23 protein-coding genes and 3 tRNA genes are annotated in these 26,704 nt (G+C 57.6%); 12 read left to right on the top strand and 14 right to left on the bottom strand.

All coding sequences use genetic code 11. The features are described from left to right. Nucleotides 1–12: 12 nt before the first annotated feature. The 3 genes from CFN46_RS05875 to CFN46_RS05865 all read right to left on the bottom strand — a co-directional run bounded on the left by CFN46_RS05875 (nt 13) and on the right by CFN46_RS05865 (nt 2,800). On the bottom strand, nt 13–558 hold the full coding sequence (locus tag CFN46_RS05875) for an adenine phosphoribosyltransferase (protein WP_024952459.1): 546 nt from the start codon (nt 556–558) through the stop codon (nt 13–15). Next, nucleotides 558–1,859, bottom strand: a complete 1,302-nt coding sequence (locus CFN46_RS05870) for an NCS2 family permease (protein WP_024952460.1) — start codon at nt 1,857–1,859, stop codon at nt 558–560. Before CFN46_RS05870 ends, CFN46_RS05875 begins: the two co-directional genes overlap by 1 nt. Before the next feature lie 329 nt (nt 1,860–2,188). After that, nucleotides 2,189–2,800 carry a riboflavin synthase gene (locus tag CFN46_RS05865; RefSeq protein WP_024952461.1) on the bottom strand — a complete coding sequence of 204 codons (612 nt, stop codon included), beginning with the start codon at nt 2,798–2,800 and terminating at the stop codon, nt 2,189–2,191. A gap of 512 nt (nt 2,801–3,312) precedes the next feature. Here CFN46_RS05865 and CFN46_RS05860 point away from each other — a divergent pair. From CFN46_RS05860 to CFN46_RS05840, 5 genes are all read left to right on the top strand, one after another. After that, entirely contained in the window at nt 3,313–4,356 is a 1,044-nt protein-coding gene (locus CFN46_RS05860; RefSeq protein ID WP_088742935.1) for a methionine ABC transporter ATP-binding protein, read from the top strand. Next, entirely contained in the window at nt 4,337–4,990 is a 654-nt protein-coding gene (locus tag CFN46_RS05855) for a methionine ABC transporter permease (RefSeq protein WP_024952463.1), read from the top strand. Before CFN46_RS05860 ends, CFN46_RS05855 begins: the two co-directional genes overlap by 20 nt. 119 nt (nt 4,991–5,109) lie before the next feature. Next, on the top strand, nt 5,110–5,928 hold the full coding sequence (locus CFN46_RS05850) for a MetQ/NlpA family ABC transporter substrate-binding protein (RefSeq protein WP_088743052.1): 819 nt from the start codon (nt 5,110–5,112) through the stop codon (nt 5,926–5,928). Between the two features lie 214 nt (nt 5,929–6,142). Further along, entirely contained in the window at nt 6,143–6,631 is a 489-nt protein-coding gene (locus CFN46_RS05845; RefSeq protein WP_088742934.1) for a GAF domain-containing protein, read from the top strand. Nucleotides 6,632–6,787: 156 nt separating this feature from the next. Then, nucleotides 6,788–7,771, top strand: coding sequence for an alpha/beta hydrolase (locus tag CFN46_RS05840; RefSeq protein ID WP_088742933.1), 984 nt, complete (start codon nt 6,788–6,790; stop codon nt 7,769–7,771). A gap of 119 nt (nt 7,772–7,890) precedes the next feature. Here the strand turns inward: CFN46_RS05840 and CFN46_RS05835 are convergent. From CFN46_RS05835 to glpT, 7 genes are all read right to left on the bottom strand, one after another. After that, nucleotides 7,891–7,967: transfer RNA gene (locus CFN46_RS05835), tRNA-Val, on the bottom strand. Between the two features lie 45 nt (nt 7,968–8,012). Further along, nucleotides 8,013–8,089, bottom strand: a tRNA-Val gene (locus CFN46_RS05830). 38 nt (nt 8,090–8,127) lie between these two features. Then, nucleotides 8,128–8,204, bottom strand: a tRNA-Val gene (locus CFN46_RS05825). A 333-nt stretch (nt 8,205–8,537) separates the two neighbouring features. Continuing rightward, complete coding sequence (locus CFN46_RS05820; RefSeq protein ID WP_088742932.1) at nt 8,538–9,260, bottom strand: MIP/aquaporin family protein; 723 nt, start codon at nt 9,258–9,260, stop codon at nt 8,538–8,540. Between the two features lie 198 nt (nt 9,261–9,458). Beyond that, nucleotides 9,459–10,181 carry an MIP/aquaporin family protein gene (locus tag CFN46_RS05815; RefSeq protein ID WP_024953439.1) on the bottom strand — a complete coding sequence of 241 codons (723 nt, stop codon included), beginning with the start codon at nt 10,179–10,181 and terminating at the stop codon, nt 9,459–9,461. A gap of 2 nt (nt 10,182–10,183) precedes the next feature. Next, entirely contained in the window at nt 10,184–11,677 is a 1,494-nt protein-coding gene (gene glpK / locus CFN46_RS05810) for a glycerol kinase GlpK (protein WP_088742931.1), read from the bottom strand. 91 nt (nt 11,678–11,768) lie between these two features. Continuing rightward, nucleotides 11,769–13,112, bottom strand: a complete 1,344-nt coding sequence (gene glpT / locus CFN46_RS05805; RefSeq protein WP_088742930.1) for a glycerol-3-phosphate transporter — start codon at nt 13,110–13,112, stop codon at nt 11,769–11,771. A gap of 386 nt (nt 13,113–13,498) precedes the next feature. Between glpT and CFN46_RS05800 the strand changes: the two genes are divergently transcribed. Together CFN46_RS05800 and glpD are read left to right on the top strand one after the other, a co-directional pair. Further along, nucleotides 13,499–14,281, top strand: a complete 783-nt coding sequence (locus CFN46_RS05800; protein ID WP_088742929.1) for a DeoR/GlpR family transcriptional regulator — start codon at nt 13,499–13,501, stop codon at nt 14,279–14,281. Between the two features lie 551 nt (nt 14,282–14,832). After that, nucleotides 14,833–16,335, top strand: a complete 1,503-nt coding sequence (glpD, locus tag CFN46_RS05795) for a glycerol-3-phosphate dehydrogenase (protein ID WP_088742928.1) — start codon at nt 14,833–14,835, stop codon at nt 16,333–16,335. Between the two features lie 128 nt (nt 16,336–16,463). Here the strand turns inward: glpD and CFN46_RS05790 are convergent, their stop codons facing one another. Next, the gene (locus tag CFN46_RS05790) at nt 16,464–17,861 is read right to left on the bottom strand and encodes an aspartate ammonia-lyase (protein ID WP_024952289.1); all 1,398 of its coding nucleotides are present in this window, start codon (nt 17,859–17,861) and stop codon (nt 16,464–16,466) included. Nucleotides 17,862–18,384: 523 nt separating this feature from the next. Here CFN46_RS05790 and CFN46_RS05785 point away from each other — a divergent pair. Together CFN46_RS05785 and nadB are read left to right on the top strand one after the other, a co-directional pair. Then, nucleotides 18,385–19,647 carry an FUSC family protein gene (locus CFN46_RS05785; protein WP_024952290.1) on the top strand — a complete coding sequence of 421 codons (1,263 nt, stop codon included), beginning with the start codon at nt 18,385–18,387 and terminating at the stop codon, nt 19,645–19,647. After that, nucleotides 19,644–21,338 carry an L-aspartate oxidase gene (gene nadB, locus CFN46_RS05780; protein WP_254918419.1) on the top strand — a complete coding sequence of 565 codons (1,695 nt, stop codon included), beginning with the start codon at nt 19,644–19,646 and terminating at the stop codon, nt 21,336–21,338. Before CFN46_RS05785 ends, nadB begins: the two co-directional genes overlap by 4 nt. A 24-nt stretch (nt 21,339–21,362) precedes the next feature. Here nadB and CFN46_RS05775 read toward each other — a convergent pair whose 3' ends face one another. Both CFN46_RS05775 and CFN46_RS05770 read right to left on the bottom strand, forming a co-directional pair. After that, complete coding sequence (locus tag CFN46_RS05775) at nt 21,363–21,797, bottom strand: hypothetical protein (RefSeq protein WP_088742927.1); 435 nt, start codon at nt 21,795–21,797, stop codon at nt 21,363–21,365. A gap of 373 nt (nt 21,798–22,170) precedes the next feature. Continuing rightward, nucleotides 22,171–22,446 carry a succinate dehydrogenase assembly factor 2 gene (locus tag CFN46_RS05770; protein ID WP_024952293.1) on the bottom strand — a complete coding sequence of 92 codons (276 nt, stop codon included), beginning with the start codon at nt 22,444–22,446 and terminating at the stop codon, nt 22,171–22,173. A 270-nt stretch (nt 22,447–22,716) separates the two neighbouring features. Between CFN46_RS05770 and CFN46_RS05765 the strand changes: the two genes are divergently transcribed. The 3 genes from CFN46_RS05765 to lapB all read left to right on the top strand — a co-directional run bounded on the left by CFN46_RS05765 (nt 22,717) and on the right by lapB (nt 24,612). Continuing rightward, nucleotides 22,717–23,013, top strand: a complete 297-nt coding sequence (locus tag CFN46_RS05765) for an integration host factor subunit beta (RefSeq protein WP_024952294.1) — start codon at nt 22,717–22,719, stop codon at nt 23,011–23,013. Between the two features lie 114 nt (nt 23,014–23,127). Continuing rightward, nucleotides 23,128–23,433, top strand: a complete 306-nt coding sequence (locus tag CFN46_RS05760; RefSeq protein WP_024952295.1) for a lipopolysaccharide assembly protein LapA domain-containing protein — start codon at nt 23,128–23,130, stop codon at nt 23,431–23,433. Next, complete coding sequence (lapB, locus tag CFN46_RS05755) at nt 23,434–24,612, top strand: lipopolysaccharide assembly protein LapB (protein ID WP_088742926.1); 1,179 nt, start codon at nt 23,434–23,436, stop codon at nt 24,610–24,612. Nucleotides 24,613–24,807: 195 nt separating this feature from the next. Here the strand turns inward: lapB and CFN46_RS05750 are convergent, their stop codons facing one another. Further along, nucleotides 24,808–26,268 carry a sodium-dependent transporter gene (locus tag CFN46_RS05750; RefSeq protein WP_024952297.1) on the bottom strand — a complete coding sequence of 487 codons (1,461 nt, stop codon included), beginning with the start codon at nt 26,266–26,268 and terminating at the stop codon, nt 24,808–24,810. Nucleotides 26,269–26,704: the final 436 nt, after the last annotated feature.

Genomic DNA, 26,704 nt, shown 5'->3' with positions numbered 1-26,704 from the left:
ATGAGACATGACTTATTCGGATTCAGTGAAGCTGCACGCGGCGAAGACACTGTGGCCTTCTTCGCGAATCTTGGCAGAACCACCAAGCTCCGGCAGATCGATGATCGCTGCTGTCTCGACCACGATCCCGCCACTGCGCTCAATCAGCTTGCAAGCAGCCAGCATCGTACCGCCAGTCGCGATCAGGTCATCCATCACCAGAATGCGATCGCCCTCGCGGAAAGCGTCAGAGTGTAGCTCGACAGTCGACTCACCATATTCCAGCGTATAGGTCTCGCTGATGGTCTTGAACGGCAGCTTGCCCTTCTTGCGCACCGGCACGAAGCTACAACCTAGCTCGTAGGCCAGCGGCGCACCGATGATGAAGCCACGTGCATCGATAGCGGCGATGGCATCGATTTCCATCTCCTGATAGCGGTGCACGAAAGAGTCGATCAACTTGCGGAACGCAGCAGAATTCTGCAGTACCGGCGTGATATCACGGAAGTTGACACCCTCTTGGGGCCAGTCCGGCACGGTACGAATGACAGACTTGATATAATCGCTGTAGATGCTCATTAGAGGGCTCCGTCGAGGAACAGATATTTGCAGGCGAACAGGATGGCGAGAATCACCAGCCCCGGGCTCAAATCACGATAGCGGCCAGAGAACAGCTTGATCACGGCGTAGCTGATGAAACCCAGCGCGATCCCGTTGGCAATCGAATAGGTCAATGGCATCACCAGAGTGGCAATCACCACTGGTGCTGCTTCGGTAATATCGTTCCAGTCGATGCGCGCCAGTCCACCGGTCATCAGACAGGCAACGTAGAGAAGCGCGCCGGCAGTGGCAAAGGCCGGAATGGAGGTCGCCAGTGGCGACAGGAACAGGCTGACGAGAAACAAGCCTGCGACCACGACAGCCGTCAGACCAGTACGCCCGCCTGCGGCCACGCCGGTAGCAGACTCGATATAACTGGTGACATTGGAGGTTCCCATCACGGACCCGACCATGGTGGCGCTTGAGTCTGCCATCAGCGCACGTCCCAGACGCGGCAGGTGGCCGCGCTCATTGGTCAACCCCGCCTGCTGAGAGACGGCAATCAGCGTGCCAGATGTATCGAAAAGATCAACGAACAAGAACGCGAAGATGATCGAGACCATGCCTAGATTGAAGGCGCCGGCAATGTCCAGTTCCGCCAATGTCGGCACGATGCTCGGTGGCATCGAGGCAAAGCCATGGAAATCATTGTTGCCGGTCAGCGTTGCCAGAAAGGTGACACTCAAGATGCCGATCATCACCGCACCGATGACCTTGCGATAGGACAGCGCCACGATAAGGAAGAAGGACAGCAGCGCGAACATGGCGGACGGCGAGGACAGATCGCCCAGCGTCACCAACGTGCCCGGCGCATCCACCACGATGCCACTGCCCTGCAGCGCAATGATCGCCATGAACAGGCCGATACCTGCGGCAATGCCTGTCTTGAGCGAGGCGGGAATGGCATTGATGATCCACTCACGAATCTTGAAAGCGGAGAGCAGGAAGAAGCTGACACCTGACAGGAAGACTGCCCCGAGAGCCACCTGCCACGGCACACCCATCTGGCCAGCAACCGTGTACGTGAAGAAGGCCGTCAGCCCCATGCCCGGCGCCAGTGCGATGGGATAGTTGGCGTAGAGTCCCATGATCAAGCAGCCAATCGCCGCGGCCAGACAGGTCGCCACGAAGACGGCGCCGTGATCCATGCCGGTCGAAGCCAGCATCGAGGGCGCTACGAAGATGATATAAGCCATCGCCAGGAAAGAGGTAAATCCGGCGATGACTTCAGTACGCACGTTGGTGCCGTGTTCACTGAGCTTGAAAAGACGTTCCAGCATGGGAGTGGTCTCTGCCCTTGGCTGCACTGCCTGTCCGGCAAGGCGCTATGGTCGGTTACGATCGGAGACTGCCGATCAGCTCGGACAGGAGTGCCGGACAGGAGGGGCAACGGGTGCCCGAATGCCTGTGCAGACTGCCTGAACCACGATGCCCTGCAAACGGCAGGGCATCGGAAGGCGCAACATGGTACCCAAAGGTCTGCAGGGAATCGAGCCTTGAACATCAGGTCGTGCTCAATTCCTGACTAAGCAGTCGACTTTACGTACCCTAACCTTGTGTCCCACGATTCTTGTACAGATCGGGACGAATCAGACCGCATCTTATCAGGTCAGGCCAGACGCGATGCCATGACGCGCTCGACAGTCTCAACAATAGCTTGAGTTTGCGGGTCTACCTCAAGGTTGATGCGATCACCGACTGCACGTGTGCCCATCAGGGTGCGCTCCAGCGTCTCCGGAATCAGATTGACGCAGAAACGAGTGCCCTGCACCTCGCCAATGGTCAGGCTGACACCGTCGAGCCCCACGTATCCCTTGTCGAACAGAAAACGCATCAGCTCGACCGGCGCCTGAAACCAGATACGGCGATTATTCGCCGTCGCTTCGATGGCATCGATCGTGACCATCGCCATCACGTGGCCGGACATGGAGTGACCGCCAATCTCATCGCCGAAACGCGCGGCACGCTCGATATTGACGTGACTGCCGTTCTCAAGCTCGCCCAGGTTGGTCAGACGCAGCGTCTCGCGCATCAGATCAAAGCTGGCCAGCTGCCCTTCCAGATGCGTCACGGTCAAACAGCATCCGTTATGTGCCACCGATGCGCCTAACTCCAACCCGACCTCCAGACCTTGCGGCAACCGCACCTGATGGATACGAAACTCGGTACGCTCTTCAATGGCCACCACTTCAGCCATGCCCTGTACAATACCAGTGAACATGCGCGTGCTTTCCTTGACGACAGTGCTCCCCGCAGCGCGGAAGCCGTGAATATGAGCGGCATATCACATCATTGGGAGCATGAGCATGCCAGAACGAAATCCTAGCATGCTGCAGCGGATCTCGGCAGCCATGTGCACGGCAAGCCATGTGCTTCTGGCGCGACTTTGTAAGATTTTTCTTACCTAAATTGTCGTTAGCTGCCGCCATAAGCTGACGAAGGCGACAAACACCTGGCGCCAGACCAAAGTCGTTGACAGCAGAAGGCTGACTGATAGAATGCGGCTCAAATCTGTTTGGCGCCGATTTGTACCCGGATTGCGGGCGCCCACTTCGAGAGCTTGTCTCACGGGGTGCAAGTTCTGCTAAAAGGGTGTGTCCAGCGTTGATGGCCACCCATCTTGGGTGGTCTTTTTTACCCTCTGGATCACTCCTCTGTTTCTTGCGCAGAACGCTCTGTTTACCGCAGACTTTCGCCCGCATTCCGGCTGGTGCCTCTACCATTCGGACCCCCATGATCACACTCAAGAACGTCTCCAAGACTTACGGCAGTGGTGACAAGGCCGTGGTCGCGCTCAAGGATGCCAGCCTGACGGTTCCTCAAGGCGCCATTACCGGTGTCATCGGACTTTCCGGTGCCGGCAAGTCAACTCTCATTCGCTGTGTCAATCTGCTCGAACGCCCCACTGCAGGTAACATCATTGTCGATGGTCAGGAACTGACCGCCCTCGATGAGAGTGCTCTGCGCAGTGCTCGGCATCAAATCGGCATGATCTTCCAGCACTTCAATCTGCTGTCTTCACGCACTGTCTTTGCCAACGTGGCACTGCCACTGGAATTGGCGGGCATTTCGAAGGCCGAGATTCGCAAACGCGTTGAACCGCTGCTTGAGCTGACCGGCCTGAGCGACAAGACTGCGCAATATCCGGCTCAGCTTTCCGGTGGCCAGAAGCAGCGTGTGGCGATCGCCCGCGCATTGGCCAGTCGTCCCAAGGTGCTGCTGTGTGACGAGGCGACCTCGGCGCTCGACCCGCAAACGACTGCCTCCATCCTTGAGTTGCTCAAGGACATCAATACCAAGCTTGGTCTGACCATCCTGCTGATCACCCATGAAATGGAAGTGGTCAAGAGCATCTGTGATCAGGTCGCGCTGATCAGTGATGGCGAGTTGGTCGAAATTGCGCCGGTCGGTGATTTCTTCACCGCGCCGCAGACACATCTTGGTCGCGAATTCCTCAATGACTTCCTCCAGCTGGAACCGCCGCGCGCATTGGTCGAGCGTCTCGAGACGATGCCCGGACCGCACACCCATCCGGTAGTGCGCCTCGCCTTCAGCGGCGATGCCGTCTCTACCCCGCTGATCTCGCGCCTGGCGCGCGAATGTCAGGTGGATGTCAGCATTCTTCAGGCCAAGGTCGAATCCATTCAGGAACGCACGCTCGGCCTGATGATCGCCGAGCTGATGGGCGACAGCCACCAGACCCAGCAAGCGCTGGACTATCTCGAATCCCACGACCTGAAAGTGGAGGTGCTCGGCCATGTCACCCGCACTGCTTAATCTCGTTTTCGAGTCGACGCTCGAAACTCTCTATATGGTCGCCATCGCTGGCCTGATCTCGGCAGCGCTCGGCATTCCGCTCGGCGTAGCACTCTATACCTCGCGCCCCGGCCAGATTCTGGAGCGCCCAGTACTCAACAACGTGCTGAGCATCATCACCAACGTCGGCCGCTCAGTACCGTTCATCATCCTGATGGTGGCGATCATTCCGCTGACGCGCTTGATTGCTGGTAGCTCCATCGGCACCAATGCTGCCATCGTGCCGCTGACCATCGCCTCGATACCCTTCGTCGCCCGTCTGATCGAAGGCGCGCTCAACGAAGTGGGGCCAGGACTGGTGGAAGCTGCACAGGCCATGGGCGCCACTCCGTTGCAGATCATCACCAAGGTACTGTTGCCGGAAGCCCGCGGCGGTATCATCAACGGCTTGACCATTACCGTTGTCACGTTGATCAGCTACTCCGCCATGGCCGGCACCGTCGGCGGTGGCGGTCTGGGCGATCTGGGCATCCGTTATGGCTACAACCGCTTTGATCCGATGGTGATGCTGGTGACGGTCGTCATCCTTGTCGTCATGGTGCAGGGCTTCCAGAGCCTGGGCGACCATCTGGTGCGCAAGTCAGACCATAAGTAGCACTACAAGCACACGCTGATTTCGGTATCGTGGCGGCTCGAAGAGATGAGCCGCCACTCATAATATCCCGCGGACTCCATCGGTCACGCTGGGTCACAAGGAGAACATCGATGCGCAACATGCTGGCCACCCTTTCTTCCCCGCTGCGCCTTGCCGGTGCGGCTACCCTGTTCGGCGCCACACTGCTGGCAGGCTGCGGCAACGACGCGTCCGACGAGAATACCCTGAAGATGGGCACCGTCGCAGGCCCGGAGACCGAAGTCATGAAGGTCGCCGCTGATATCGCCAAGGAGAAGTACGGCCTGACCGTCGAGATCACCGAGTTTACCGACTACGTGTCTCCGAACGCAGCATTGGCCGACGGCTCTCTGGATGCCAACGCCTACCAGCACCAGCCGTACATGGAATCCATGGTGCGTGAGCGCGGCTACAAGTTCGCCAGCGCCGGCAAGACCTTCGTATATCCGATCGGCGCTTACTCCGACAAGTACACTGACATCAGCGAACTGCCGGACGGCGCTACCGTCGCCCTGCCGAATGATCCGTCCAACGAAGGCCGTTCACTGATCCTGATGCACGATCTTGGCATGATCGAGCTGACCGACAAGAACAATCTCGAAGCGACCCCGATCGACGTCGCCAAGAACCCGCATGACTATCAGTTCAAGGAAATCGAGGCTGCTCAGCTGCCGCGCATTCTGCCTGACGTTGATCTAGCCTTCATCAACAACACCTTTGCTCAGCCGGCTGGCCTGGCACCGGAAGATGCACTGATCCGTGAAGGTGCCGAATCTCCGTACGTCAACCTGATCGTCGTGCGTCAGGGTGATGAAGACAGTGAGAAGGTGCAGAAGCTGGTCAAGGCGTACCAGACAGCAGAAGTCGAAGCCAAGGCTGAAGAACTGTTCAAGGGCGCTGCGGTGCCGGGCTGGAAGTAAGCTTCACATCTCAAGTAAGCAACCGCCTCATGAGGTGATGTTTACGCGCAAAGCGCCGGCCACTGGCCGGCGCTTTGCGTATAGCGACATCATTTTCCGAGGGGCGCCATGCTGAACCCTCTCCGCATACGCTGTCACTTGAATCGCACCTCCGACAACCTCATTTACCAACATACTCATTTATTGCTGCCCTCATCTTCCACAAGGAGCCATCATGGCCACTCGTCCTGACTACCCGATGCTGGCCCGCCAGCTCGATGCCACGCTCGACACTCGCGACTGGCTGACCAACGCCTCCCAGACTGCCGCTTTCATCAACATGACGGTCGACAATCTCAACTGGGCCGGATTCTATGTGCAGCGCCTGCCTGGCACTCTGCATCTTGGACCGTTTCAGGGGCAACCAGCCTGTCATCCCATTCCCTTCTCCAAGGGAGTATGTGGCGCTGCTGCCACTCAGCGCACCACGCAACGCATTGCAGACGTGTACGAATTCCCGGGGCATATCGCCTGCGATGCCGCATCGCGCAGCGAACTGGTCGTGCCGGTCATCGTCACGCAAGGTGAGCAAGAAGTACTGTGGGGCGTGTTGGACCTGGATAGCCCCAGCCCGGAACGCTTCGACGCCGAAGACCAGGCCGGCATCGAGCGCCTGGTCGAGATCTTCATCGCTTCCAGCGATTTTAACACCGTGCCTGACTGACACATCAGGCCGTCATATAGACCTTCAGTAAGATCGTCAGTACAGACCCATTTGACGCTCCGACAGCCCATTGCTCATCTCACGAACAGTGGGCTGTTTTCGTGGCGAGTGGCGAGGTGTAACGTACAGACTTCGCTGACCCGACAGGAGCAGGACATGGACTCTCACGCCGATGCGCCACTACAGAACACTGACGATGCCCATGCGGGACTCGCACCGGTCATCGCTCACCTGAAGCACATCAAGGCATTGACCCTGCGTACCGGAACCGATCTTGGCGCCAAACGCACACTGCTGAATGCTTACTTCGCAGCGGATGCCCGCATTCTCGATACCGGCGTCACCCCCACCCTGCTCATGGTGCCTGGCGGCGCAGATGAGCGCCTGTGTGAGGTGATTGAGTTACCTGCGGCCAGTGAAGCCCCCGCCAAGCCCCGGCGCCTGTTGTATCTCCATGGCGGTAGCTGGATCGCGGGATCACCAGCAGGCCATCGCCCTCTGGCAAGCCGTCTGGGCGCTGCAGTCCGCTCACAGACCTATACACTGGATTACCGCCTCGCGCCCGAGGCTGCCTTCCCTGCGGGGCTTGACGATGTACTAAGCGCATGGCGCTGGCTATGCGCTGAATTCCCGGATGACCATCTGCTATTGGCCGGTGACAGCGCCGGCGGCAATCTGACACTGGCCGCACTCAATGTACTCAAGAGCGCCAATGAGCGTCTGCCGGACGCAGTGATCGCCCTCTCGCCACCTACCGATCTCAGCTGGGGCAGCGCCTCGCTGTCACGCAAGGCAGAGGTGGACCCAATCCTCGACCCCAACCTGCTGCCTTATGTAAGCATGGCTTATGTGCAGGATGGTACCGATCTCGGTGACCCGCGCATCTCGCCGCTGGAAGGCGACCTCTCTGGCCTGCCACCCATACTGATCCAGTGCGGAGAAGCTGAGATCCTGCTTGATGACAGTCGTCGTTATGCTGCGCAGGCGCAAGATAGTGGCTCACCGGTCACCTTGAGCCTGTGGCCAGACATGCCGCATGTCTTCGTCGGCTTTGCACCGCTGTTGACTGCGGCCAATGAAGCGCTGGAGGAAGCTGGCCAGTTCGTGGACATGACGCTAGTAGCGTCCGGCACAGCCTGATCAAACCCCGGCACGGCCCCTTGGACCAGATGCCTCACCAGCTGCACTCCTCGAAAGCCGAGCACTGTTTCATGCACACGAAAAAGCCCGACTCATTGAGCCGGGCTTTTTCTGGAATCTGGTAGGACCAGGCGGATTTGAACCGCCGACCTCCACGATGTCAACGTGGCGCTCTAACCAACTGAGCTATGGTCCTAAATACGGTGTTCAGACTAACACTTGAAACACTGCTATCACAGCTTGGTAGGACCAGGCGGATTTGAACCGCCGACCTCCACGATGTCAACGTGGCGCTCTAACCAACTGAGCTATGGTCCTGAATCAAGTAGCGGTGAAGATGTCATCACTGCCGATGCTGGTAGGACCAGGCGGATTTGAACCGCCGACCTCCACGATGTCAACGTGGCGCTCTAACCAACTGAGCTATGGTCCTATATCAGCGTGCCAAACAAGGTAGCACTGTGTTGCAAAACGTTTTGCCTTGTCAGCGGAGACGTATTCTACTTATCTTCCGTTTTGATGCAACCCCCTGATGATAAAAAAATTTCTCGCCTGAGCAGCATCGCGATACTTGCCGTATGCGCCTTCTTTCAGGCGTCTCACCGGGGCCACCGATCCTCCCCCGAGAACGCGCGAGGCGGTGCCAGTCCATGCCGGCACCGCCTCACTTCATCACGCCTTCACTTCATCACTTCATCACTTCATCACTTCTTCACTTCTTCACGCCCTCAGCGCCGCGCAAGCGACATCACAAAGCAACGGGGCGTCAAAACAATACCCATCGCAGTCCCGCGGCCACAGCCGCCCCCAACAAGGGGCCGGCGATCGGCACCCAGGCATACCCCCAGCCGGAACTGCCCTTGCCGGGAATCGGCAGAAGCCAATGCGCGAAACGTGGCGCAAGATCGCGCGCCGGATTCATCGCATTGCCGGTCGGGCCACCCAGTGACAGACCGATGGCCCACACCAGTGCCCCGATGAGGTACGGCAATACCCGATCAGTGATCAGCTCGCTGTTGACCATGCTGCCGATAGCGAAGACGAGCACCACCGTCGCGATCGCCTCACTGACGACATTCGCCAATCGGGAATCGACTGCCGGATCGGTACAGAAGACCGCGCGCTTGCGCAGCGGGTCACGGGTCACCTTCCAGTGGGGGTAATATGCCGCCCACACCAGCACGGCCCCGGTGAAGCACCCCAGCATCTCCGCCAGCATCATCCTGGCTACCTTGAGCTCGCTTGCATGCACGCCCAGCAGATACTTGGCCAGGGTGACCGCTGGATTGAGATCTCCGTAGGGAGAGCCTGTCGAGGTCGATACCAGCACCCCGACCATCACCGCAAAGCCCCAGCCGGCATTGATCATCAACCAGCTGGAGCCGGCTCCCTTGGTCTTGCGCAGCATCGCATTGGCGACAACTCCGCCGCCCAGCAGGATCATGAGCGTGGTACCCAGAAATTCGCCCGTCATGACGTCAGTCCACATGCCAGATGACCTCCGTCACTTGTCCCCATCCACCACCCACTGTGTCTTCCAGCCCCGAGAAAGGTCGCGGCATCGCTCCCCCAGACAGGAATGTCAGCACACGGGTATAAAGACTTCGCCCCGTCGAGTGACGGGGCGAAGGAGGCGTTACATTGCCACAGCTAACGAGGTGGCTCCAGCCACTTGCGACAGAAGGGGTTACAGCAACAGATGCCACATGGCAGCAGCGATCAACGCGCCCATCAAAGGACCGACTATCGGCACCCAGGCATATCCCCAGCCAGAACTTCCCTTACCATGAATAGGCAGTAATGAGTGGGCAATTCGCGGCCCAAGATCACGTGCCGGATTGATGGCGTAGCCCGTCGTGCCGCCCAGCGAGAGCCCAATCGCCCACACCAGCATGCCGACAAGATACGGCAGCAGTCCGGGGCTGATGGTGCCAGCCCCCGCGATCGCACCAATACCAAAGATCAGCACCACAGTGCCAATCACTTCACTGAGCATGTTGCCCAATCGGCACTCTATCGCCGGATCAGTGCAGAATACTGCCCGCTTGAGCCCTACATCACCCGTACGCTTCCAGTGTGGCAGATAGGCTAGCCACACCAGTACAGCACCGGTAAAGCAGCCCAGCATCTGAGCGACCACTAGCCGTGCCACTTCGAGCAGGTCGGCATGCACTCCCAGCAAATACTTGGCCAGCGTCACTGCCGGGTTGATATCAGCCTGAGGCGACCCCGTGGAGATGGCCACGAAGACACCGATCATCACGGCAAAGCCCCAGCCGGTCGTGATCACGATCCAGCCGGAGCCGTTACCCTTGGTGTCCGTCAATAACACGTTGGCGACCACACCGCCGCCGAACAGAATGAGAAACAGACAGCCGAGAAACTCGCCTGTCATGACTTCAGTCCACATGATCAGTGAGCTCCGTCGCTTTTCACCCTCTCTACCGCTTCCAGCCAACCGGCATACAGACGCTCGCGCTGCTCCTCATCCATCTGTGGTGAGAAGGTACGCTCGCAGTGCCACAGCTCGCTGATCTGCTCCAGGCTTTCGTACCAGCCAATGTGTAGGCCAGCCAGATAAGCCACACCCAGCGCGGTTGTCTCAAGGACACGCGGGCGGTCCACCTTGACACCCAACATGTCGGACAAGAACTGCATCACCCAGTTATTGCTGACCATGCCACCATCGACACGCAAATTCGCGCAATTGATAGTGACATCACGCAGCATGCACTCCTGCAGGTCACGCGTCTGATAACAGACCGACTGGAGACCAGCCGCCACGATATCGGTAATACCGGTACCACGAGTCAGGCCGAGAATCGCGCCACGTGCCTGCGGGTCCCAGTGCGGCGCTCCCAGTCCGGTAAAGGCCGGCACCATGTAAACGCCATGTTCGGCCTTGGCGGCACGCGCTAGCGGCTCAGTCTCAGAGGCATCGGAGAATAGCTTCAGGCCATCACGCAGCCACTGAACCGTCGCACCGGCCACGAAGATGCTGCCTTCCATGGCGAAGGTTGGCTTGCCATTCAGGCGATAGCCAACGGTGGTGAGCAGGCGGTTCTTGGAGAGTTCCATGTTCTCACCGGTATTCATGATCATGAAACAGCCGGTGCCATAGGTACTTTTGCTCATGCCAGGCGTGAAGCAAGCCTGGCCTACCAACGCCGCCTGCTGATCACCCGCGACACCGCGAATCGGCATGGCAGCACCGAACAGCTGAGGGTCCGTCGTACCGAAATCATCACTGGAGTCGAGCACGCTCGGCAGCATGTTTTCAGGAATTCCGAACAGTTCCAGCAACTCTGTGTCCCAGCATTGCTCAACAATGTTGAACAGGCAGGTACGCGAGGCATTGGTGGCATCGGTGACGTGACGCTCACCGCTGGTCAGCTTCCAGATCAGATAGCTATCGACGGTACCGAAGGCTAGTTCGCCCTTCTCGGCGCGCGCGCGGGCACCTTCAACATTCTCGAGAAGCCAGCGTAGCTTGGTCGCGGAGAAGTACGGATCAATCAGTAGACCGGTCTTGCGCTGAATCATGTCGCCGTAACCGGCTTCCGTCAGTTCACGGCAATACTCATGTGTGCGGCGATCCTGCCAGACAATGGCATTGTGAATCGGCACACCCGTCTTGCGATCCCAGACGATGGTGGTCTCACGCTGGTTGGTGATACCGATCGCAGCCACCTGCTCGGCGCCGATATTGGTGTTGATCAATGCCTGACGGACGGTGCGCTTCACCGAGCCCCAGATATCATCAACATTGTGCTCGACCCAGCCACTGTCGGGGAAATGCTGGGCGAATTCTTCCTGCGCGAGCCCTGTCACCGCGCCTTCACGATCAAACAGAATAGCGCGTGAACTGGTCGTGCCCTGATCGATGGAAAGAATATGGTTGGTCATAGCAATAGTCTCCCGGTAATCCGTTACAAAAAGGCCCGTCAACAATAAACGCCACGGGCCTTTCGAATGATCATGCCCGTCAGCTGATAAGTCAGTGGCTCTTGAGTGCTGCCAAGCGAGAACTTTCAAACATGGTCAGTGACAGCAGCACAACTGCCATCACACACGAACCGATCAGCAGCATGAAGCCACCATCCCAGCCATAAGCATCGACGGTGTAGCCCACCAGTGCACTGGCCGCCACGGAGCCGCCCAGATAACCGAACAAGCCCGTGAAGCCTGCTGCTGTTCCTGCGGCTTTCTTCGGCACCAGCTCAAGTGCTTGCAGACCGATCAGCATGACAGGGCCGTAGATCAGGAAGCCGATAGCCACCAGACACAGCATGTCGATACCCGGGTTACCGGCAGGGTTGAGCCAATAGACAGTGGTGAAGACGGCAACCAGAGCCATGAAGCACACGCCGGTCGCGCCACGATTGCCGCGGAATAGCTTGTCGGACAGCCAACCACACAGCAATGTTCCGGGAATACCGGCCCACTCATAGAGGAAGTATGCCCAAGAGGACTTGTCGACGCTGAAGTCCTTGGCTTCCTGCAGGTAGGTCGGCGCCCAATCGAGTACACCGTAGCGCAGTAGATAGACGAAGACGTTAGCCAGTGCGATGTACCACAACATGCGATTCTTGAGCACATATTTGACTAGAATTTCACGCGTCGTGAGCTCGTGTTCGTGGCTTTCATCGTAGCCTGCCGGATAGTCATTACGATGATGCTCGATCGGTGGCAGGCCACAACTCTGCGGCGTATCACGCATGGTCAGCAGCGCAAAGATGGCTACGAAGACAGCCAGTGCTGCCGGGACATAGAAGGCAGAGTGCCAATCGTTGAACCAGGCCATGCCCAGGATGAACAGCGGGCCTACCAAGCCACCACCGACATTGTGTGCCACATTCCAGACCGAGACGATCTGGCCACGCTCACTCTGCGACCACCAGTGCACCATGGTACGACCACAAGGCGGCCAACCCATGCCCTGAACCCAACCATTGATGAACAGCAGCACGAACATGATACCGATGCTAGACGTGGCCCAGTCAGTGAAACCGAACAGGAACATGATACCGGCAGACATCAGCAGGCCGGCTGGAAGGAAATAGCGCGGGTTGGAGCGGTCAGAGACTGCCCCCATCACAAACTTGGAAATACCGTAAGCGATCGACACGCCGGCAAAGGCCAGACCCAGATCACCACGGGAGTAACCTTGCTCCACTAGCGAAGGCATCGCCAAGGAGAAATTCTTGCGTACCAGATAGTAGCCAGCATAGCCTATGAAGATACCGAGAAAGATCTGCCATCTCAGGCGCTTATAAGTGTCATCTACCTTGGCGCTTTCAAGCGGTGTGGCGTGCACCGCGGACTTGAATAAACCGTACATTCTGCTGCTCGCTCCTGATGTTACGACACCGGCCTCTACACGGGCATAGCGACGCCTTGACAGACGCGCCTAGTGTTCGAATTCGAAAGTACAGGCTTCGCTTCGCTGTAACAATGCGAAAAGGCCCTGAAGCCGCTAGACCTTTGTCTACTTTATATAAAAATATCTTATATAACAGCAGGTTAAATAAATTTTAGTGCACTTTAAGAGCCGCCTTATCAATAGTCTGAGCGGTATGAAATGAACACCGCGCCGAACATGTTTCAAAAGGAACATCAAAAGAACATCTGACGTGCTAGCAGCAGTCGCCACGCGCAGATAATCCGTGGCGCGGACAGATAGATCGGCAGCCATTTTCCTTTTCGAACACCAAACAAGAGAGCCGGATGATGCAGTCCAAGCGCCATCGCGCCATTATCGAACTCATCACGCGCCAGGGTTATGCCTCTATTGAGCAACTGGCCAGTCATTTTGACGTGACGCCCCAGACCATACGTCGCGACCTCAACCAACTATCGAAAGCAGGTGCACTCAAGCGCGTGCATGGTGGTGCCGGGCTTGAATCAAGCACGGTAAATACGGCTTACAGCACCCGCAAGACGCTCAATCTCGATGCCAAGCGTCGCATTGCACGCACGTTGGCTCGCGAAATCCCCAACCACTCTTCGCTATTCATCAACATCGGCACCAGTAACGAAATGGTGGCAGAGGCGTTATGTGACCATCACGGGCTTGAAGTCATTACCAACAACTTGAACGTCGCGGCCATTCTTCAGCATAAGGAAGACTTCAATGTCATTGTGGCGGGGGGCATGGTGCGCTCCCGCGATGGCGGCATCATTGGCGAGGCCACCATCGACTTCATCAACCAGTTCAAGGTCGACGTCGGCATCATCGGTATCAGCGGTATCGACGAAGACGGCTCGCTGCTGGAATTCGACTATCAGGAAGTCCGCGTCGCCCAAGCCATCATTCATAACTCACGCCAGGTATTCCTGATCGCCGATCATTCCAAATTCCAGCGTAATGCGGTGGTTCGTCAGGGAAACCTGAGTCAGTTGGATGCCTTGTTCACGGATATCCAGCCGCCGGAAAGCATCCTTACGCTGATGCGCCACAATGAAGTCGCGCTTCATCTGGCCAGTGACAGCACTGAAGTGACGCTCTGAACCTTCTAGCCACTGCCAAATCATGAGCTGTCCCTTGAGCACGACCCGCGCGTAGCCTTGGATGAATGGGCGTGCGGGGCTGCATTCGTTTCTCTGCCAATACTCGCGCCTAGCCTCCTCTCCACCAGCTCTTCCTTGCTCCTGCAACCGCCCCTCATCTGACTTCCCCTTATCTCTTGTTCGAGCACTTCTCTCTTCTTGCTACCTTCGTCATAACCTGCCCTGTCGGTGACTACCGGCTACTCTTTCAATGCAGGAGCCATTCTTCACTCCTTAGCCGAGGTTCAGGCAAGACGATTTCATGAAAATGTCATCCCGTGCCAAGAGACTCAGAGACCTGTGCAGACAACGAGTTGAACCCCAAGCAATCAACAGTTGCGGCCCCGTCACTTTAATGTGCACATGCGAAAGTGAATGGCGCCAAAAAATCGCCTTGATGTTCGACTTTTGCTACGCTATGTTCACTTTCGAAACCTTATTCTTCTTGCACCGCGGCGGTGCAAACCTTCTTAGACCTTCCCGGTAGCGCCGGGCACGAGCAGGAGCAGCCCATGTCCCGCGATAACGACGCACTTCTTGACCTCTTCATCATTGGTGGCGGTATCAATGGTGCCGGTATTGCCAACGATGCCAGCGGCCGCGGGCTAAGCGTTGCCCTGTGTGAGCAGAACGACCTTGCCAGTGCAACCTCGTCCGCCAGCAGTAAATTGATTCATGGCGGGCTGCGCTATCTGGAGCACTATGAGTTCCGTCTGGTGCGTGAAGCGCTGCAGGAACGTGAAGTACTGCTCAAGAAGGCGCCGCACATCGTGTGGCCGCTGCGTTTCATCCTGCCGCACCAGCCGCATCTACGTCCGGCATGGATGATTCGCGCCGGCCTGTTCATGTATGATCATATCGGCAAGCGCGAGACACTACCGGCCTCCAAGGGGCTAAAGTTTGGCGAACAGAGCCCGCTGGTCAGCGAGATTACCCAAGGCTTTGAATATTCCGATTGCTGGGTCGATGATGCACGCCTCGTCGTGACCAACGCACTGCAGGCCCGTGATCAGGGTGCTGAGATCATGACGCGTACGCGCTGTGTCGGTGCTCGTGATATTGAAGGCCGCTGGGAGCTGACACTGGAAGATATCGACAGCGGTGACACCTTCGTACGCCATGCGCGCACGCTGGTAAATGCTGCCGGTCCGTGGGTGGAGTCTTTCATCAAGGGTGCCACTGAGCGCACGCCACGCTATGGCATCCGCATGATCCAGGGTAGCCATCTTATTGTCCCGCGCATCAACACTGACGACCGTGCCTTCATCCTGCAGAACAAGGACAAGCGCATCGTCTTCGTGCTGCCGTATCAGGATGACTTCAGCCTGGTGGGCACCACTGATGTGCGTTACAAGGGCGATCCGTCCGAAGTCGCCTGCAGCAGTGACGAAACCGACTATATGCTTGACGTGGTCAATAACCACTTCAAGCGTAAGCTGAGCCGCGAAGATGTGATCTCGACCTTCTCCGGCGTGCGCCCGCTGTGTGATGACGAATCAGCCGATCCTTCCGCGATGACGCGTGATTACACTCTGCACCTAGACGACAGCGGTGCACCGATGCTGTCCATCTTCGGCGGCAAGATCACTACCTATCGCAAGCTGGCTGAGTCTGCACTTGAAGACCTCAAGCCGCTGCTGCCGAGCATGGGCGAACCCTGGACTCATGAGAAGCCGCTGCCGGGTGGCGATATCGAGAGCCGCAGCGCCTTTACCCGTCAGCTGATTCGCGACTTCCCCTTCCTCGGGGAAGCACGCGCCAAACGCTTGGCCTCCAGCTATGGCAGCCTGTGCCTGCACTTCCTCACCGGCAAGAAGAGCGAAGCCGAATTGGGCGAAGAGCTGGGTGCCGGGCTAACCGCAGCTGAAGTGGATTATCTGGTCGAGCGCGAATGGGCACATGAGGTGCAGGACGTCGTATGGCGCCGCACCAAGCTGACTCTGCGCCTGAATGACGAGCAAAAGGCGCGTATCGGTCAGTATCTGCAGGAACGCCTACTGGCACGCGCAGCCTGAAACAGGTAGCCACTGCCAACTGATGATCTAGAAGGATCAGTGCCAACAAAACGCCCGCCACTCAATGAGTGGTGGGCGTTTTCGTGTGTGACATCATCTAGAATATGGCCCGCAAGGCCATCACTCCATTACTGAATACCGCCAGCGGTCAGGCGGGCAGGGTCCAGTAGACGTGCAAGCTCATCACGGGAAAGGTCCGTCTCCTCCTCGGCCACATCAAGGATCGGACGGCCCGCCTGATAGGCCTGCTTGGCAATCCGCGCCGCTTCGTTGTAGCCGATCACCGGATTAAGCGCCGTCACCAGTATCGGATTCTTCGCCAGCGGCACCTGCAGATTATCGTCACGCACCGTGAAAGTCGCGATGGCCTTGTCCGCCAGCAGGCGGCTGACATTGGCGCTCAGTGTGATCGATGACAACAGGTTGCTGGCGATCAGCGGCAGCATGACATTGAGCTGGAAGTTACCGCTCTGTCCGGCAATGCCGATGGTAGCGTCATTACCCATCACCTGTGCTGCCACCTGAGCAGCAGCTTCCGGAATCACCGGATTGACCTTGCCAGGCATGATGGAGCTACCCGGCTGCAGTGCTTCAAGCTCGATCTCACCCAATCCCGCCAGTGGGCCAGAGTTCATCCAACGCAGATCATTGCTGATCTTCATCATCGCCACGGCGTAGGTACGCAGATGACCGGAGAGCTCCACTGCGGTGTCCTGTGATGATAGCGCCGCAAAGAAGCTATCTGCTGGGCGGAAGGCATGGCCTGTCTGACGTGATAGCCGTGCGGCGATGCGCTCAGCAAATTCAGGGTGAGCATTGATACCACTGCCGACCGCGGTACCGCCCTGTGCGAGGCGCTCCAGACGTGGCAGAGTTTCCTCGAATCGCTCGATGGCCTGAGCAACCTGCGCCTGCCAGGCGCCCAACTCCTGGCTCATGCGGATCGGCATTGCATCCATCAAATGGGTACGACCGGTCTTGACGACGTGATCGACCTCACCGGCCTTGCTCGCAATCACTTCGTGCAGATGACGCAGTGCGGGCAGCAATGTCTCACTGACTGCCAGCACCGCTGAAAGATGAATAGCGGTCGGGATCACGTCATTGCTCGACTGCCCCATGTTGACATGGTCGTTGGCACCTACGCTGACATCACTGCCAGCCTTCGCCAGATGCTCGTTGGCCAGATGTGTCAGCACTTCATTGACGTTCATGTTGGTGGAGGTGCCAGAGCCCGTCTGGAAGATATCAACCGGAAACTGATCAGCATGCTCACCATCGATGATCTGCCGTGCCGCCTGCACAATCGCCTTGGCACGCGTGTCATCCAGCAGTGTCAGGTCATTATTCACTTCTGCGGCAGCCAGCTTGATGCGCGCGACGGCGCGGATGAAAGCGGCGGGCAAAGGCTGACCGCTGATCGGGAAATTATCGACCGCTCGCTGGGTCTGGGCGCCGTAAAGCGCACTCACCGGGACATCAAGCTCACCCATGCTGTCACGTTCACGACGGGTCTGGCTGCTCATTCGGTCACTCCCTGTACTGATGCAGGCACCACCTTCGCGTGAAGGTACTGCCGGTAGACGTGGCTATGCGCTGCGCTAGCGTTTCGCTACGCCAACGCTTCTATACCTTCATGATCAAGTGGGGTCGGAAAGGATACCAATCAAGCCATTTAATGGGAGTGATTATCAATAATAATTATCATTCCACCTCCTGAGCCCGACACAGCTGCTCATGCAACTGCGTTTGCACGTTCTCGCTCTCCCCTCAAACAGCGTCGAGTGCGATGAACGAGAACACCCACCCTTCTCTCTCGCACGCTGGCTTCTCGTCAATCCTCTGTTACGCGAGACTGACCCTCGGTTACACTGTTATCCCGCCCAAGCGGCCGATACTGTCCCGCCCAAGCACTCCGCTACCGCCTTTACTATTTGTCGACGGAATCTCTTCGCGCCTGATGTTCATCTCATTACTGACCATGACTGCTGATATTGCAGCCTACCTCCTAGCCTGCTTTCTCACGCCAACTCAAGGGAGACGCGCCCCATGAAATGGCTCCAGCACGATCCCTATTTCAACTATCTGCATCGTCAGCGACTGCATATTCTGCGAGTGACCGTCGCACTGACGCTGTGCTTTACGGTGATAGAGCTTTTCAGCATTCCGCATAGCTCATGGGCGCTGGTCAGTACCGTGATGGTGATGGGCAATCTGCCTCACGTCGGCGGCGTACTCGACAAGGGCTGGCAGCGCCTCGTCGGGACGCTTCTCGGCGGACTGTGGGGGCTGATTCTGATTCTGGTCGCGGAGCCGCTACCAGGTGTCGTACCGCTGTGGAGCATGGTCGGTATCGCGCTGGCACTGAACGCCACCTTCAGTAATCGCTATGGTTATAGCTCGCTGCTGTTCTGCGTCACCCTGCTGATGGTGGTCGGCGACGGTAATCATGATATCGGTATCGGCCTGTGGCGCATCTTCAATGTCGTGCTCGGTACCTTGATCAGCATTCTGGTCAGCCTGCTACTGATGCCCCAGAAGGCAACTGATGTCTTCCGCTTTCTACTGGCGGACAACCTCGACAAGCTGGCGCGCCTTTATCACGGCCACACCAAGGCATCTCACGCCAGTGCTGATGATGCCCTTGCATTGGTACGCGCGACCTCAGCACAGCTGGTCAAGCAGCGAGGTCTGGTCGACGCCGTTGCCCGGGAAGGGCGTATCGATCGTGCGGCAATAGAAGAGATTCTCTCCTTTGAACGTCGCATGATCTCGACCATCGAACTCCTGCAAGAAACACACTGGAATACGCGCGAAGGTCATGAATTCATTGAGGGGCTGGAGGGGCTACGCGATGCGCAACATCGCCTGGCACGCGCACTTGGTACATTGGCCTTTCAGATACGTACCGGTCAGCCGATTGACCTGACCGTCACGCCATTTGATCTGCAGCGCTATGCCAATGTGCGTAGCGTCGAAAGTCACAAGGGACGCGCACTGTTCAGCCCTGCCGGCTATCTATGGCTGAATCGTGAGCTGGCACGTCTGGCGGAAGCGCTGGGGGAACGCTTGGCCCTGTTGGAGCACCTGCCTAGCCAACGTTTGCAACGCCGCCTGCCGGGGCATGGTTTGATCAGTGATGCTCGTCGCCTGTTCTTGCCGGAAGACCCGACGCCGGGCGACACCGCCATGCCAGTAAACCCCGACAGCACATCACGCGATAAAGCCAAGACGACAGCGGAGACCTCACACGCTTCCGCCGAGCCAAACGAGCCAACGCCCCCGAGCCCCTCGTCACGGAGAGACTCATGAGTCAGTCATCCTTTGATCATCAACAGGATATGCATGATGTCCTGATCGTTGGTGGTGGCGCAGCGGGTCTGACACTGGCGCTCAGCCTCGCCGATAACCTTTCCAAGGCACCGACGAGACGACGCGTGACTCTGCTTCGACCTGCCCGCGAGGCACAAGGTGCCAGCCGATGGGCACAGGGAGGCATTGCGGCAGTGCTGGCGCCTGAAGATGATGTGGAATCACATGTTGCCGACACGCTGATTGCCGGTGATGGCCTGTGCAATGAACGTGCAGTGCGCTTCACCGTCAGCCATTCCCGCGAGGCCATCGAGTGGCTGATCGCACTTGGGGTACCGTTCACGCCCGCCGAAGGGGATGCCAGCTACCCCTATCATCTGACGCGAGAAGGTGGCCACGGCCGTCGCCGCATCATTCATGCCGCAGACGCGACCGGGCGCGCCTTGCTGGACACGCTCAGTGCACATGTTGAAGCACATCCGGCCATTCAGGTGCTTGATGACCTACTGGCTGTCGATATCGCCGTGACGAATCAGCGGGTCGATGGCTTATGGGTGATGGATGGTACGGGTGAGCGGTATCCATTGAGGGCACGAGACCTGGTATTGGCGACGGGAGGTGCTAGTGGTCTGTTCACACATGCCACCAGCCCCAGCGCCAGCGTCGGTGACGGTATGGCGATGGCCGCACGCGCCGGGGCCAGCCTGATGAACCTGGAATTCCAGCAGTTTCACCCCACCTGCCTGTATGACCCGCGGGGCACTCCCTTTCTGATCTCCGAGGCCGTCCGCGGTGAGGGGGGCCTGCTCATGCGCCCGGATGGCCATCGCTTCATGTTCGATTATGATCCGCGCCTCGAGCTGGCACCACGCGACGTGGTGGCCCGCGCAATCCTGGCCGAGATGCGCACGCACGACCTCGCACATGTGAATCTGGACATTAGTGCGCTGGGGGCCGAGGCCATTCACCATCACTTCCCCACAATTGCTGAACACTGTCTCGCTCGAGGAATCGACATTACGCGCGCCCCTATTCCGGTCGTACCTGCGGCGCACTATAGCTGTGGTGGCATCGCTACTGGACTCGATGGAGCCAGTGATCTGGAAGGACTGTGGGCGATCGGCGAGGTTGCCTGCACGGGCTTGCATGGCGCCAATCGCATGGCCAGCAACTCATTGCTGGAGTGTCTGGTGCAGGCGCGTGCCTGTGGCGAAGCACTCGGCATGCCACGCAAGACAATCGACGTAGCGCGTGCCATTACGCTAATTGCACTGCCGTCCGCACAGGTACACCTGCTACAGCAGCTGGCTGACCACCACGCAGTATGGCAACACGTCATTGGCCTGAATACTGATCAAGCACGTGAACGACTTGATGCTTTACGGCAGTTAATGAGCCTGCGGGCTGGCATTGAACGCAGCCAGCGAGGATTGGAAACAGCACTTCAGCAGATAGTGGACTGGTTGACGCAAGCCCCCCACCGCTGCGAGGAAGACGTCAGCGAGGCAAGGGAGTCACTGCAACATGCTGCGAGTCTCAACCATCTATCGCTCTATCAGGCGTTGACGCTGGCGCCGCTACTCCTCATCAGTGCTCACCAACGTCGCGAGTCTCGCGGACTGCACTTCGTGCGTGATTATCCGACGCCAGCACCACGCGCCCATGACAGCGTCATTCGTCTGCCAGTCTGACCCTGCCGCCCTGCACACCTCGCGTCATCTTCCGCGTATCGTTTCAAGCGCGGGCGGCTGACGGGGCATATCGTGAGGCTGTGGCGGCCACAGCAACCAAAGGCGTAACTGATGCAGATCCTGGGCATCACCGCTATCAGGCCACAGCCACAGCGTACGTGGCCGCTCACCAACAGGCGTCACACGTAATCCGATCAAACGTGGTGAGCACCAGACACAGTGCGCGCTGACGGCTAACCAAATTGTCGATCGTGAGTCTGCCCACCACCAACAGAGCCGCATGGCAGGGCGTCGATGGCGCATGGCCTGACCCACCTCGTCCTTCACACTGTGCTGAGTATCCTCTCGAGCACTTTCTCGAGCACTTCCTCGGATACTGTCTTGAGTATCTTCCTGCGCCTCTTCCTGACTCGTCTCAGGCATATCATCGAGCGCGCCTTCGGTGAGCGACGATGACATCTGTGGCCTATCCCCCCCTGCCATAGAGAGCAGCGACCCTCCAGATAGCGACTCCCCTCCCAGGGCCAGCCACCAGTGTTCATTGCCACTGGCACGCTCTCTATGCGCTCGTCGCCACCACCATAACGTCTCAGCCAACTGCGTCAGTACACACAGTGTCAGCAACCTGAGGATTAACCAGGCCATCGGCGAGACAGATGCTGTGGTTCCAAACGCACAACGCCCTGTCTCGAAAGACAAGGCGCCATATATGCAGCTCAACAGCGAGGCGATGTCAGGAGACACGCTTGATAGCCGTGCCAGCCAAGCCGTCAAGACAATACTCACCATCAGCAGCCCTAACCGCAGGCTAATCTGAGCATAGAAAGCCTGCCTAGAGGCCCTTAAACTGATCACGCTCGGCATTTTCGGCATTGGCGATAACCATGTCGATCAGACGCTGATAATCAGGATTGCCCGATGGATTACGCTTCATCAGCCAAACGAAAAGGTCCTGGTCCTCTTCTGCCAGCAAGTCCACGTAAATCGCCTTGTCCTGCTCGCTCAGCGCGTCATAGCGCTGTTCCAGGAAAGGCAGCAGCAACAGATCAAGCTCCCACATACCGCGACGCGAATGCCAGTGAAGCCGCTTACGAATCACATCTTCCATTGCCTGAACCTCAGTCGTCACATCAATGCACGCAGTATACCCGAGGGGATTGACGGCAGCATCCGTTGACCCGTTACCTCATGGTGAATTGGCAATCCGAGCCCTGATCAGCAATGATGTCCGTAGTGCGTTGTTTTCTCAGGATTTGCCCATTATGCTGAGGTGATAACAATCACAAGGATGCGTGCGCCTGTCCGGCGACAAGACGTTGCCCGACTGCCGCATCACGAACGCCTTTCTTTTCAGAAGGCGCAGGCATGGAGAGATCCGATGACCAAGTCCGAGCTAATCGAACAGATAGCCATGCGACAGCCTGAATTGTCGCTCAAGGATGTAGAGGCCGCTGTACGCATCATTCTCGATGATGTGACCGACTCTCTGGCCCATGGTGGCCGAGTCGAGATTCGTGGCTTTGGCAGTTTTTCGTTGCACTACCGTGAACCGCGTCTGGGCCGCAACCCCAAGACAGGTGAACCGGTGCAGCTGGACGGCAAGTTCGTCCCGCACTTCAAGCCGGGCAAGGAGCTCCGCGAGCAGGTCGACGCAAGTCGCGCGTTAGGCTACTAAACGACTCATCATTTGAGCCGCCATCCCTTCGGCGGCGTCAAGACTCGGGCGCTGGCCAGTGATACACTCGCCCTGCGATGATTCACGACTGCATTTCATGACAAGGAAACCGTTATGCGTTGGCTAAAAGGTCTCGTTCTGGCCGTGATCCTGTTGATCGTCCTGCTGGTCGGCATTCTGTTTGCCGTTCACAATCAGCAAGCCGTGCCCCTCGACCTTATCTGGGTTGAGCTTCCCGCCGCCTCTCTTTCCATGTGGCTGCTATTCTCCCTGGCCATCGGGGTTGTCCTCGGCATGGTAGCGATGACGGGTATGTATCTGCGCCTGCGCACTCTGTTGACCCGCGCGCAGCGACGCAATCAGCAGCAACGCAAGGAACTGGACCAGTTGCGCATCCAGGAGATCAAGGAAGTGGCATAAATGCCTGATCTGATGATGCTGGGAATGCTGATGGCGGCCATCGCCATTGGCTTCTGGCTGGGGCGACGTGATCGCCGCCCCGACACACAACCTCCTGCGCCTACTTCTTTATCCCGCGACTATTTCGTTGGCCTCAATCATCTGCTCAACGAGCAGCCTGATCGCGCCATTGAAACTTTCGTTCAGGCGCTGGAAGTCAACAGCGATACGGTCGATACCCACATCGCGCTGGGGAATCTTTACCGCAGCCGCGGCGAGGTCGATCGAGCCGTCAAGATTCACCAGAACCTATTGGCACGCCCGGCTCTCGACAGCGAGCAAGGTGAGCGAGTTCAGTTGGAACTTGCTCGCGACTTCATGCGCTCAGGTGTTTATGATCGCGCCGAGAAGCTGCTGGAAGCCCTCCTCAAACAGGCACAGAACGACTGTCATCGCCGTGATGGTAGACGCCTGCTGATTGATCTTCTTGAGCGTGAACGCGAGTGGGAAGCCGCACTTGAAGTCGCACACTCCATCTTGCGTCAAGAAGGCGGCATTCGCCGTGCGGCGGCACATTGGCACTGCGAGCTAGCGGCTCTGGACATCACAGAAGGTAGCCTGGCACTCGCTCGCAAACGCCTAAAGCAGGCGCTGTCTACCGACGAGAAGTGCGTACGCGCCAACTGGATGCTGGCAGAAATCGAATTCGATCATGCCAACTACAAACAAAGCATTCGCCTGCTGCAACGTATTCCACGGCAAGATACCGGCTTCACTCCCATCATTCTGGAACCGCTCGGCAATGCCTTCCGCATGCTCGATGACGAAAGCGGTCTAGTGCGCCATCTCCATCAAGAAGTTGAGCGCGCGCCTTATACCACGACCGTTATCAGCCTGGCCCAACTGATCGAGCGTCGCGATGGCGTCGAGGCAGCGGCCAGCTTCGCAAGCCAGCAGCTGCATCGTCACCCCAGCCTGCGCGGCGTTGACTACTTGCTTGATTTGTATTTATTGGATGCCGACGAGCGCGAGACAGAACGCTTCAATCTCCTTAAACGCCATACCCAGCAATTGATCGAGGCACGCCCGCGCTATCGCTGTCATCGCTGTGGCTTTGAGGCATCACTGCTGATCTGGCAATGCCCCAAGTGCCGTCATTGGGGGACCGTCAAACCCATTACCGGCCTCGAGGGCGAGTAGCACCCTCTCCCTTCCTTACTGGCCCTCTCCTCACTGGCTCTTTTCTAACGCGCTCTGTTCTGCGTTACGCAAGTCTTCCCGCCGTATCGAGCACTGCTTGTTTCTCCTCTTAGTCTACAGTGCTCGCAAAAACGCCCCTCCAGCCTTGGCTGTCGGGGCGTTTTGCATGTCACCGACGTGGTTACCTCAATTGCATTACGCTGCGGAGGTCCGTTCGCGTAGACGCGGTGACAGTACCTCACCCACCAGGCAGGCGATCACGATGATTGCGAGGAAATAGGGCCAATCGCCGATCTCCAGATGCGCAAGCCCCAGCGCATCGACGAAGATTGCGACAATACACACTGGACTGACATAGCGAATCATGAACAGCCAGAGGCGATAACCACCAGCACTCAGGCCCAATTCATCACGCATCATGCTGCTCTTGAAGACAAAACCAGCCAACACCACCATGGCGATACCTCCGATGGGCATCATCCAGCGCGAGGTCAGGTAATCGAGCCAGTCGAAGAAATGCTTGCCAGCAAACTTCCATTCAGCGCCCAGATTGAACGATAGCATCGCAAACATCGCGACCAGCCAAAGTGCCACACCAGCGATCCATGAAGCCTTTACGCGGCTCATGCTGCGATTCTCAGTTAGCCAGGCAACGGTGGCCTCGATCATTGAAATCGCAGAAGTCAGCGCTGCAATCGACAACATGGCAAAGAACAACACACCAAACAGTTGACCAAAAGGCATTTGATTGAAGGCCACCGGCAGGCTCATGAAGATCAGTCCCGGGCCGGATGATGGGTCCATGCCATTGGCAAAGATGATTGGGAAAATCGCCAATCCAGCCATCAGCGCCACCAAGGTATCAGCAATCGCGACCGTGAAAGTGGTACGCGCGATCGACGTGCCCGCAGGCAGATAAGAGCCGTAAGTCAGGATGGCACCGGAGGCTAGCGATAACGTGAAGAAAGCATGCCCCAGCGCTGCCAACAGCCCTTCACTGGTGAGCTTGGTCACGTCAAAATCAAACAGGAAGTGGAAACCCGCCGAGAAGTTACCCGAGGTCAATGCATAGCCGATCATGATCAGCAACATGATCACCATACCGGGCATCATCCAGCGCACGCTCTTCTCGACGCCTTCCTGGACCCCTCTCCCGACAATCAGCATCGTCACTGCGGTCACCAAGGTAGCCCAGCCACCGAGCGCCCAGGGATTCGCATTCCCGGCTTCAAAGATGCCACCAAGCTCGGCGACACTCTGACCTGACAGCGAACCGCTGGCCATCTTCCATAAATAGCTGAATGACCACCCCGCCACCACCACGTAGAACGATAAGATCATGAAACCCGCCAGCATCGCGATCCAGCCGAAAATGCGCCATAGCGGATTAGCCCCTGACTCACGGGCCAGATTGGTGATCGCATCGATGGGGCTGCCGCGACCGCGACGCCCGAAGGCGATTTCCGCCATCATGACCGGCACACCTACCGCCAGAATGCAGGCCAGATAGACCAGCACAAAGGCTCCACCACCGTACTCGCCAGTGATATAGGGGAATTTCCAAATATTACCCAGCCCCACAGCGGAGCCGGTGGCCGCGAGGATAAAGCCCCAGCGACTGATCCAGAGGTTCTTGGGTTGCTGTCTTGCCGTCATGGAATACCTTGCGAGTTATTGTTGTGAATCAGTGATGCCTTATGCTTGGCATCCGCCGCCTCCAGCGATTCACTGGGACATTTTACTGATATAAGCAGGATTCGTCCGCGATTTTCATGCTAAAAGCATTAATGCCTGTGGGAAAAGGGGGGCTTGAGCACTACACGACAAACTCTGATGAATGCCTGTCATGCCCATAAGGTTACATATGAAACTATACGATGCGTATACTGACCTTGGAAACTCTATTTTCTCTCCTGACCTCCACCACTAGCGATCGGCGTCACACCTCATTGACACTCCTGTCACGCTAGCCTGCCACTCGACCAGACACATCAGAGGGAATAGGGTAGAAAATACAAAAAAGAAGCACTTGATAAATAAAGAGAGAACGCAAAGAAAGAACACAGGTCATCGACACACGGATCGTTCACGA

This window comes from Cobetia sp. QF-1 (assembly GCF_002213105.1).
In the GTDB taxonomy this organism is placed as follows: domain Bacteria; phylum Pseudomonadota; class Gammaproteobacteria; order Pseudomonadales; family Halomonadaceae; genus Cobetia; species Cobetia crustatorum.
The sequence above is the reverse complement of the archived record's forward strand: the minus strand, read 5'-3'. Positions and strand labels throughout refer to the sequence as shown.

Excerpts from the sequence above, each read along its gene's own strand:
- glpT (WP_088742930.1), bottom strand. The coding sequence starts at position 13,112 with ATGTACGGTTTATTCAAGTCCGCGGTGCACGCCACACCGCTTGAAAGC.
- CFN46_RS05790 (WP_024952289.1), bottom strand. The coding sequence starts at position 17,861 with ATGAGCAGCCAGACCCGTCGTGAACGTGACAGCATGGGTGAGCTTGAT.
- CFN46_RS05845 (WP_088742934.1), top strand. The coding sequence starts at position 6,143 with ATGGCCACTCGTCCTGACTACCCGATGCTGGCCCGCCAGCTCGATGCC.
- CFN46_RS05785 (WP_024952290.1), top strand. The coding sequence starts at position 18,385 with ATGAAATGGCTCCAGCACGATCCCTATTTCAACTATCTGCATCGTCAG.
- CFN46_RS05775 (WP_088742927.1), bottom strand. The coding sequence starts at position 21,797 with ATGTCATCGTCGCTCACCGAAGGCGCGCTCGATGATATGCCTGAGACG.
- CFN46_RS05815 (WP_024953439.1), bottom strand. The coding sequence starts at position 10,181 with ATGTGGACTGAAGTCATGACAGGCGAGTTTCTCGGCTGTCTGTTTCTC.
- CFN46_RS05840 (WP_088742933.1), top strand. The coding sequence starts at position 6,788 with ATGGACTCTCACGCCGATGCGCCACTACAGAACACTGACGATGCCCAT.
- CFN46_RS05770 (WP_024952293.1), bottom strand. The coding sequence starts at position 22,446 with ATGGAAGATGTGATTCGTAAGCGGCTTCACTGGCATTCGCGTCGCGGT.
- CFN46_RS05855 (WP_024952463.1), top strand. The coding sequence starts at position 4,337 with ATGTCACCCGCACTGCTTAATCTCGTTTTCGAGTCGACGCTCGAAACT.
- lapB (WP_088742926.1), top strand. The coding sequence starts at position 23,434 with ATGCCTGATCTGATGATGCTGGGAATGCTGATGGCGGCCATCGCCATT.
- CFN46_RS05765 (WP_024952294.1), top strand. The coding sequence starts at position 22,717 with ATGACCAAGTCCGAGCTAATCGAACAGATAGCCATGCGACAGCCTGAA.
- glpK (WP_088742931.1), bottom strand. The coding sequence starts at position 11,677 with ATGACCAACCATATTCTTTCCATCGATCAGGGCACGACCAGTTCACGC.
- CFN46_RS05870 (WP_024952460.1), bottom strand. The coding sequence starts at position 1,859 with ATGCTGGAACGTCTTTTCAAGCTCAGTGAACACGGCACCAACGTGCGT.
- CFN46_RS05860 (WP_088742935.1), top strand. The coding sequence starts at position 3,313 with ATGATCACACTCAAGAACGTCTCCAAGACTTACGGCAGTGGTGACAAG.
- CFN46_RS05760 (WP_024952295.1), top strand. The coding sequence starts at position 23,128 with ATGCGTTGGCTAAAAGGTCTCGTTCTGGCCGTGATCCTGTTGATCGTC.
- CFN46_RS05750 (WP_024952297.1), bottom strand. The coding sequence starts at position 26,268 with ATGACGGCAAGACAGCAACCCAAGAACCTCTGGATCAGTCGCTGGGGC.
- CFN46_RS05875 (WP_024952459.1), bottom strand. The coding sequence starts at position 558 with ATGAGCATCTACAGCGATTATATCAAGTCTGTCATTCGTACCGTGCCG.
- glpD (WP_088742928.1), top strand. The coding sequence starts at position 14,833 with ATGTCCCGCGATAACGACGCACTTCTTGACCTCTTCATCATTGGTGGC.
- CFN46_RS05820 (WP_088742932.1), bottom strand. The coding sequence starts at position 9,260 with ATGTGGACTGACGTCATGACGGGCGAATTTCTGGGTACCACGCTCATG.
- nadB (WP_254918419.1), top strand. The coding sequence starts at position 19,644 with ATGAGTCAGTCATCCTTTGATCATCAACAGGATATGCATGATGTCCTG.
- CFN46_RS05800 (WP_088742929.1), top strand. The coding sequence starts at position 13,499 with ATGATGCAGTCCAAGCGCCATCGCGCCATTATCGAACTCATCACGCGC.
- CFN46_RS05865 (WP_024952461.1), bottom strand. The coding sequence starts at position 2,800 with ATGTTCACTGGTATTGTACAGGGCATGGCTGAAGTGGTGGCCATTGAA.
- CFN46_RS05850 (WP_088743052.1), top strand. The coding sequence starts at position 5,110 with ATGCTGGCCACCCTTTCTTCCCCGCTGCGCCTTGCCGGTGCGGCTACC.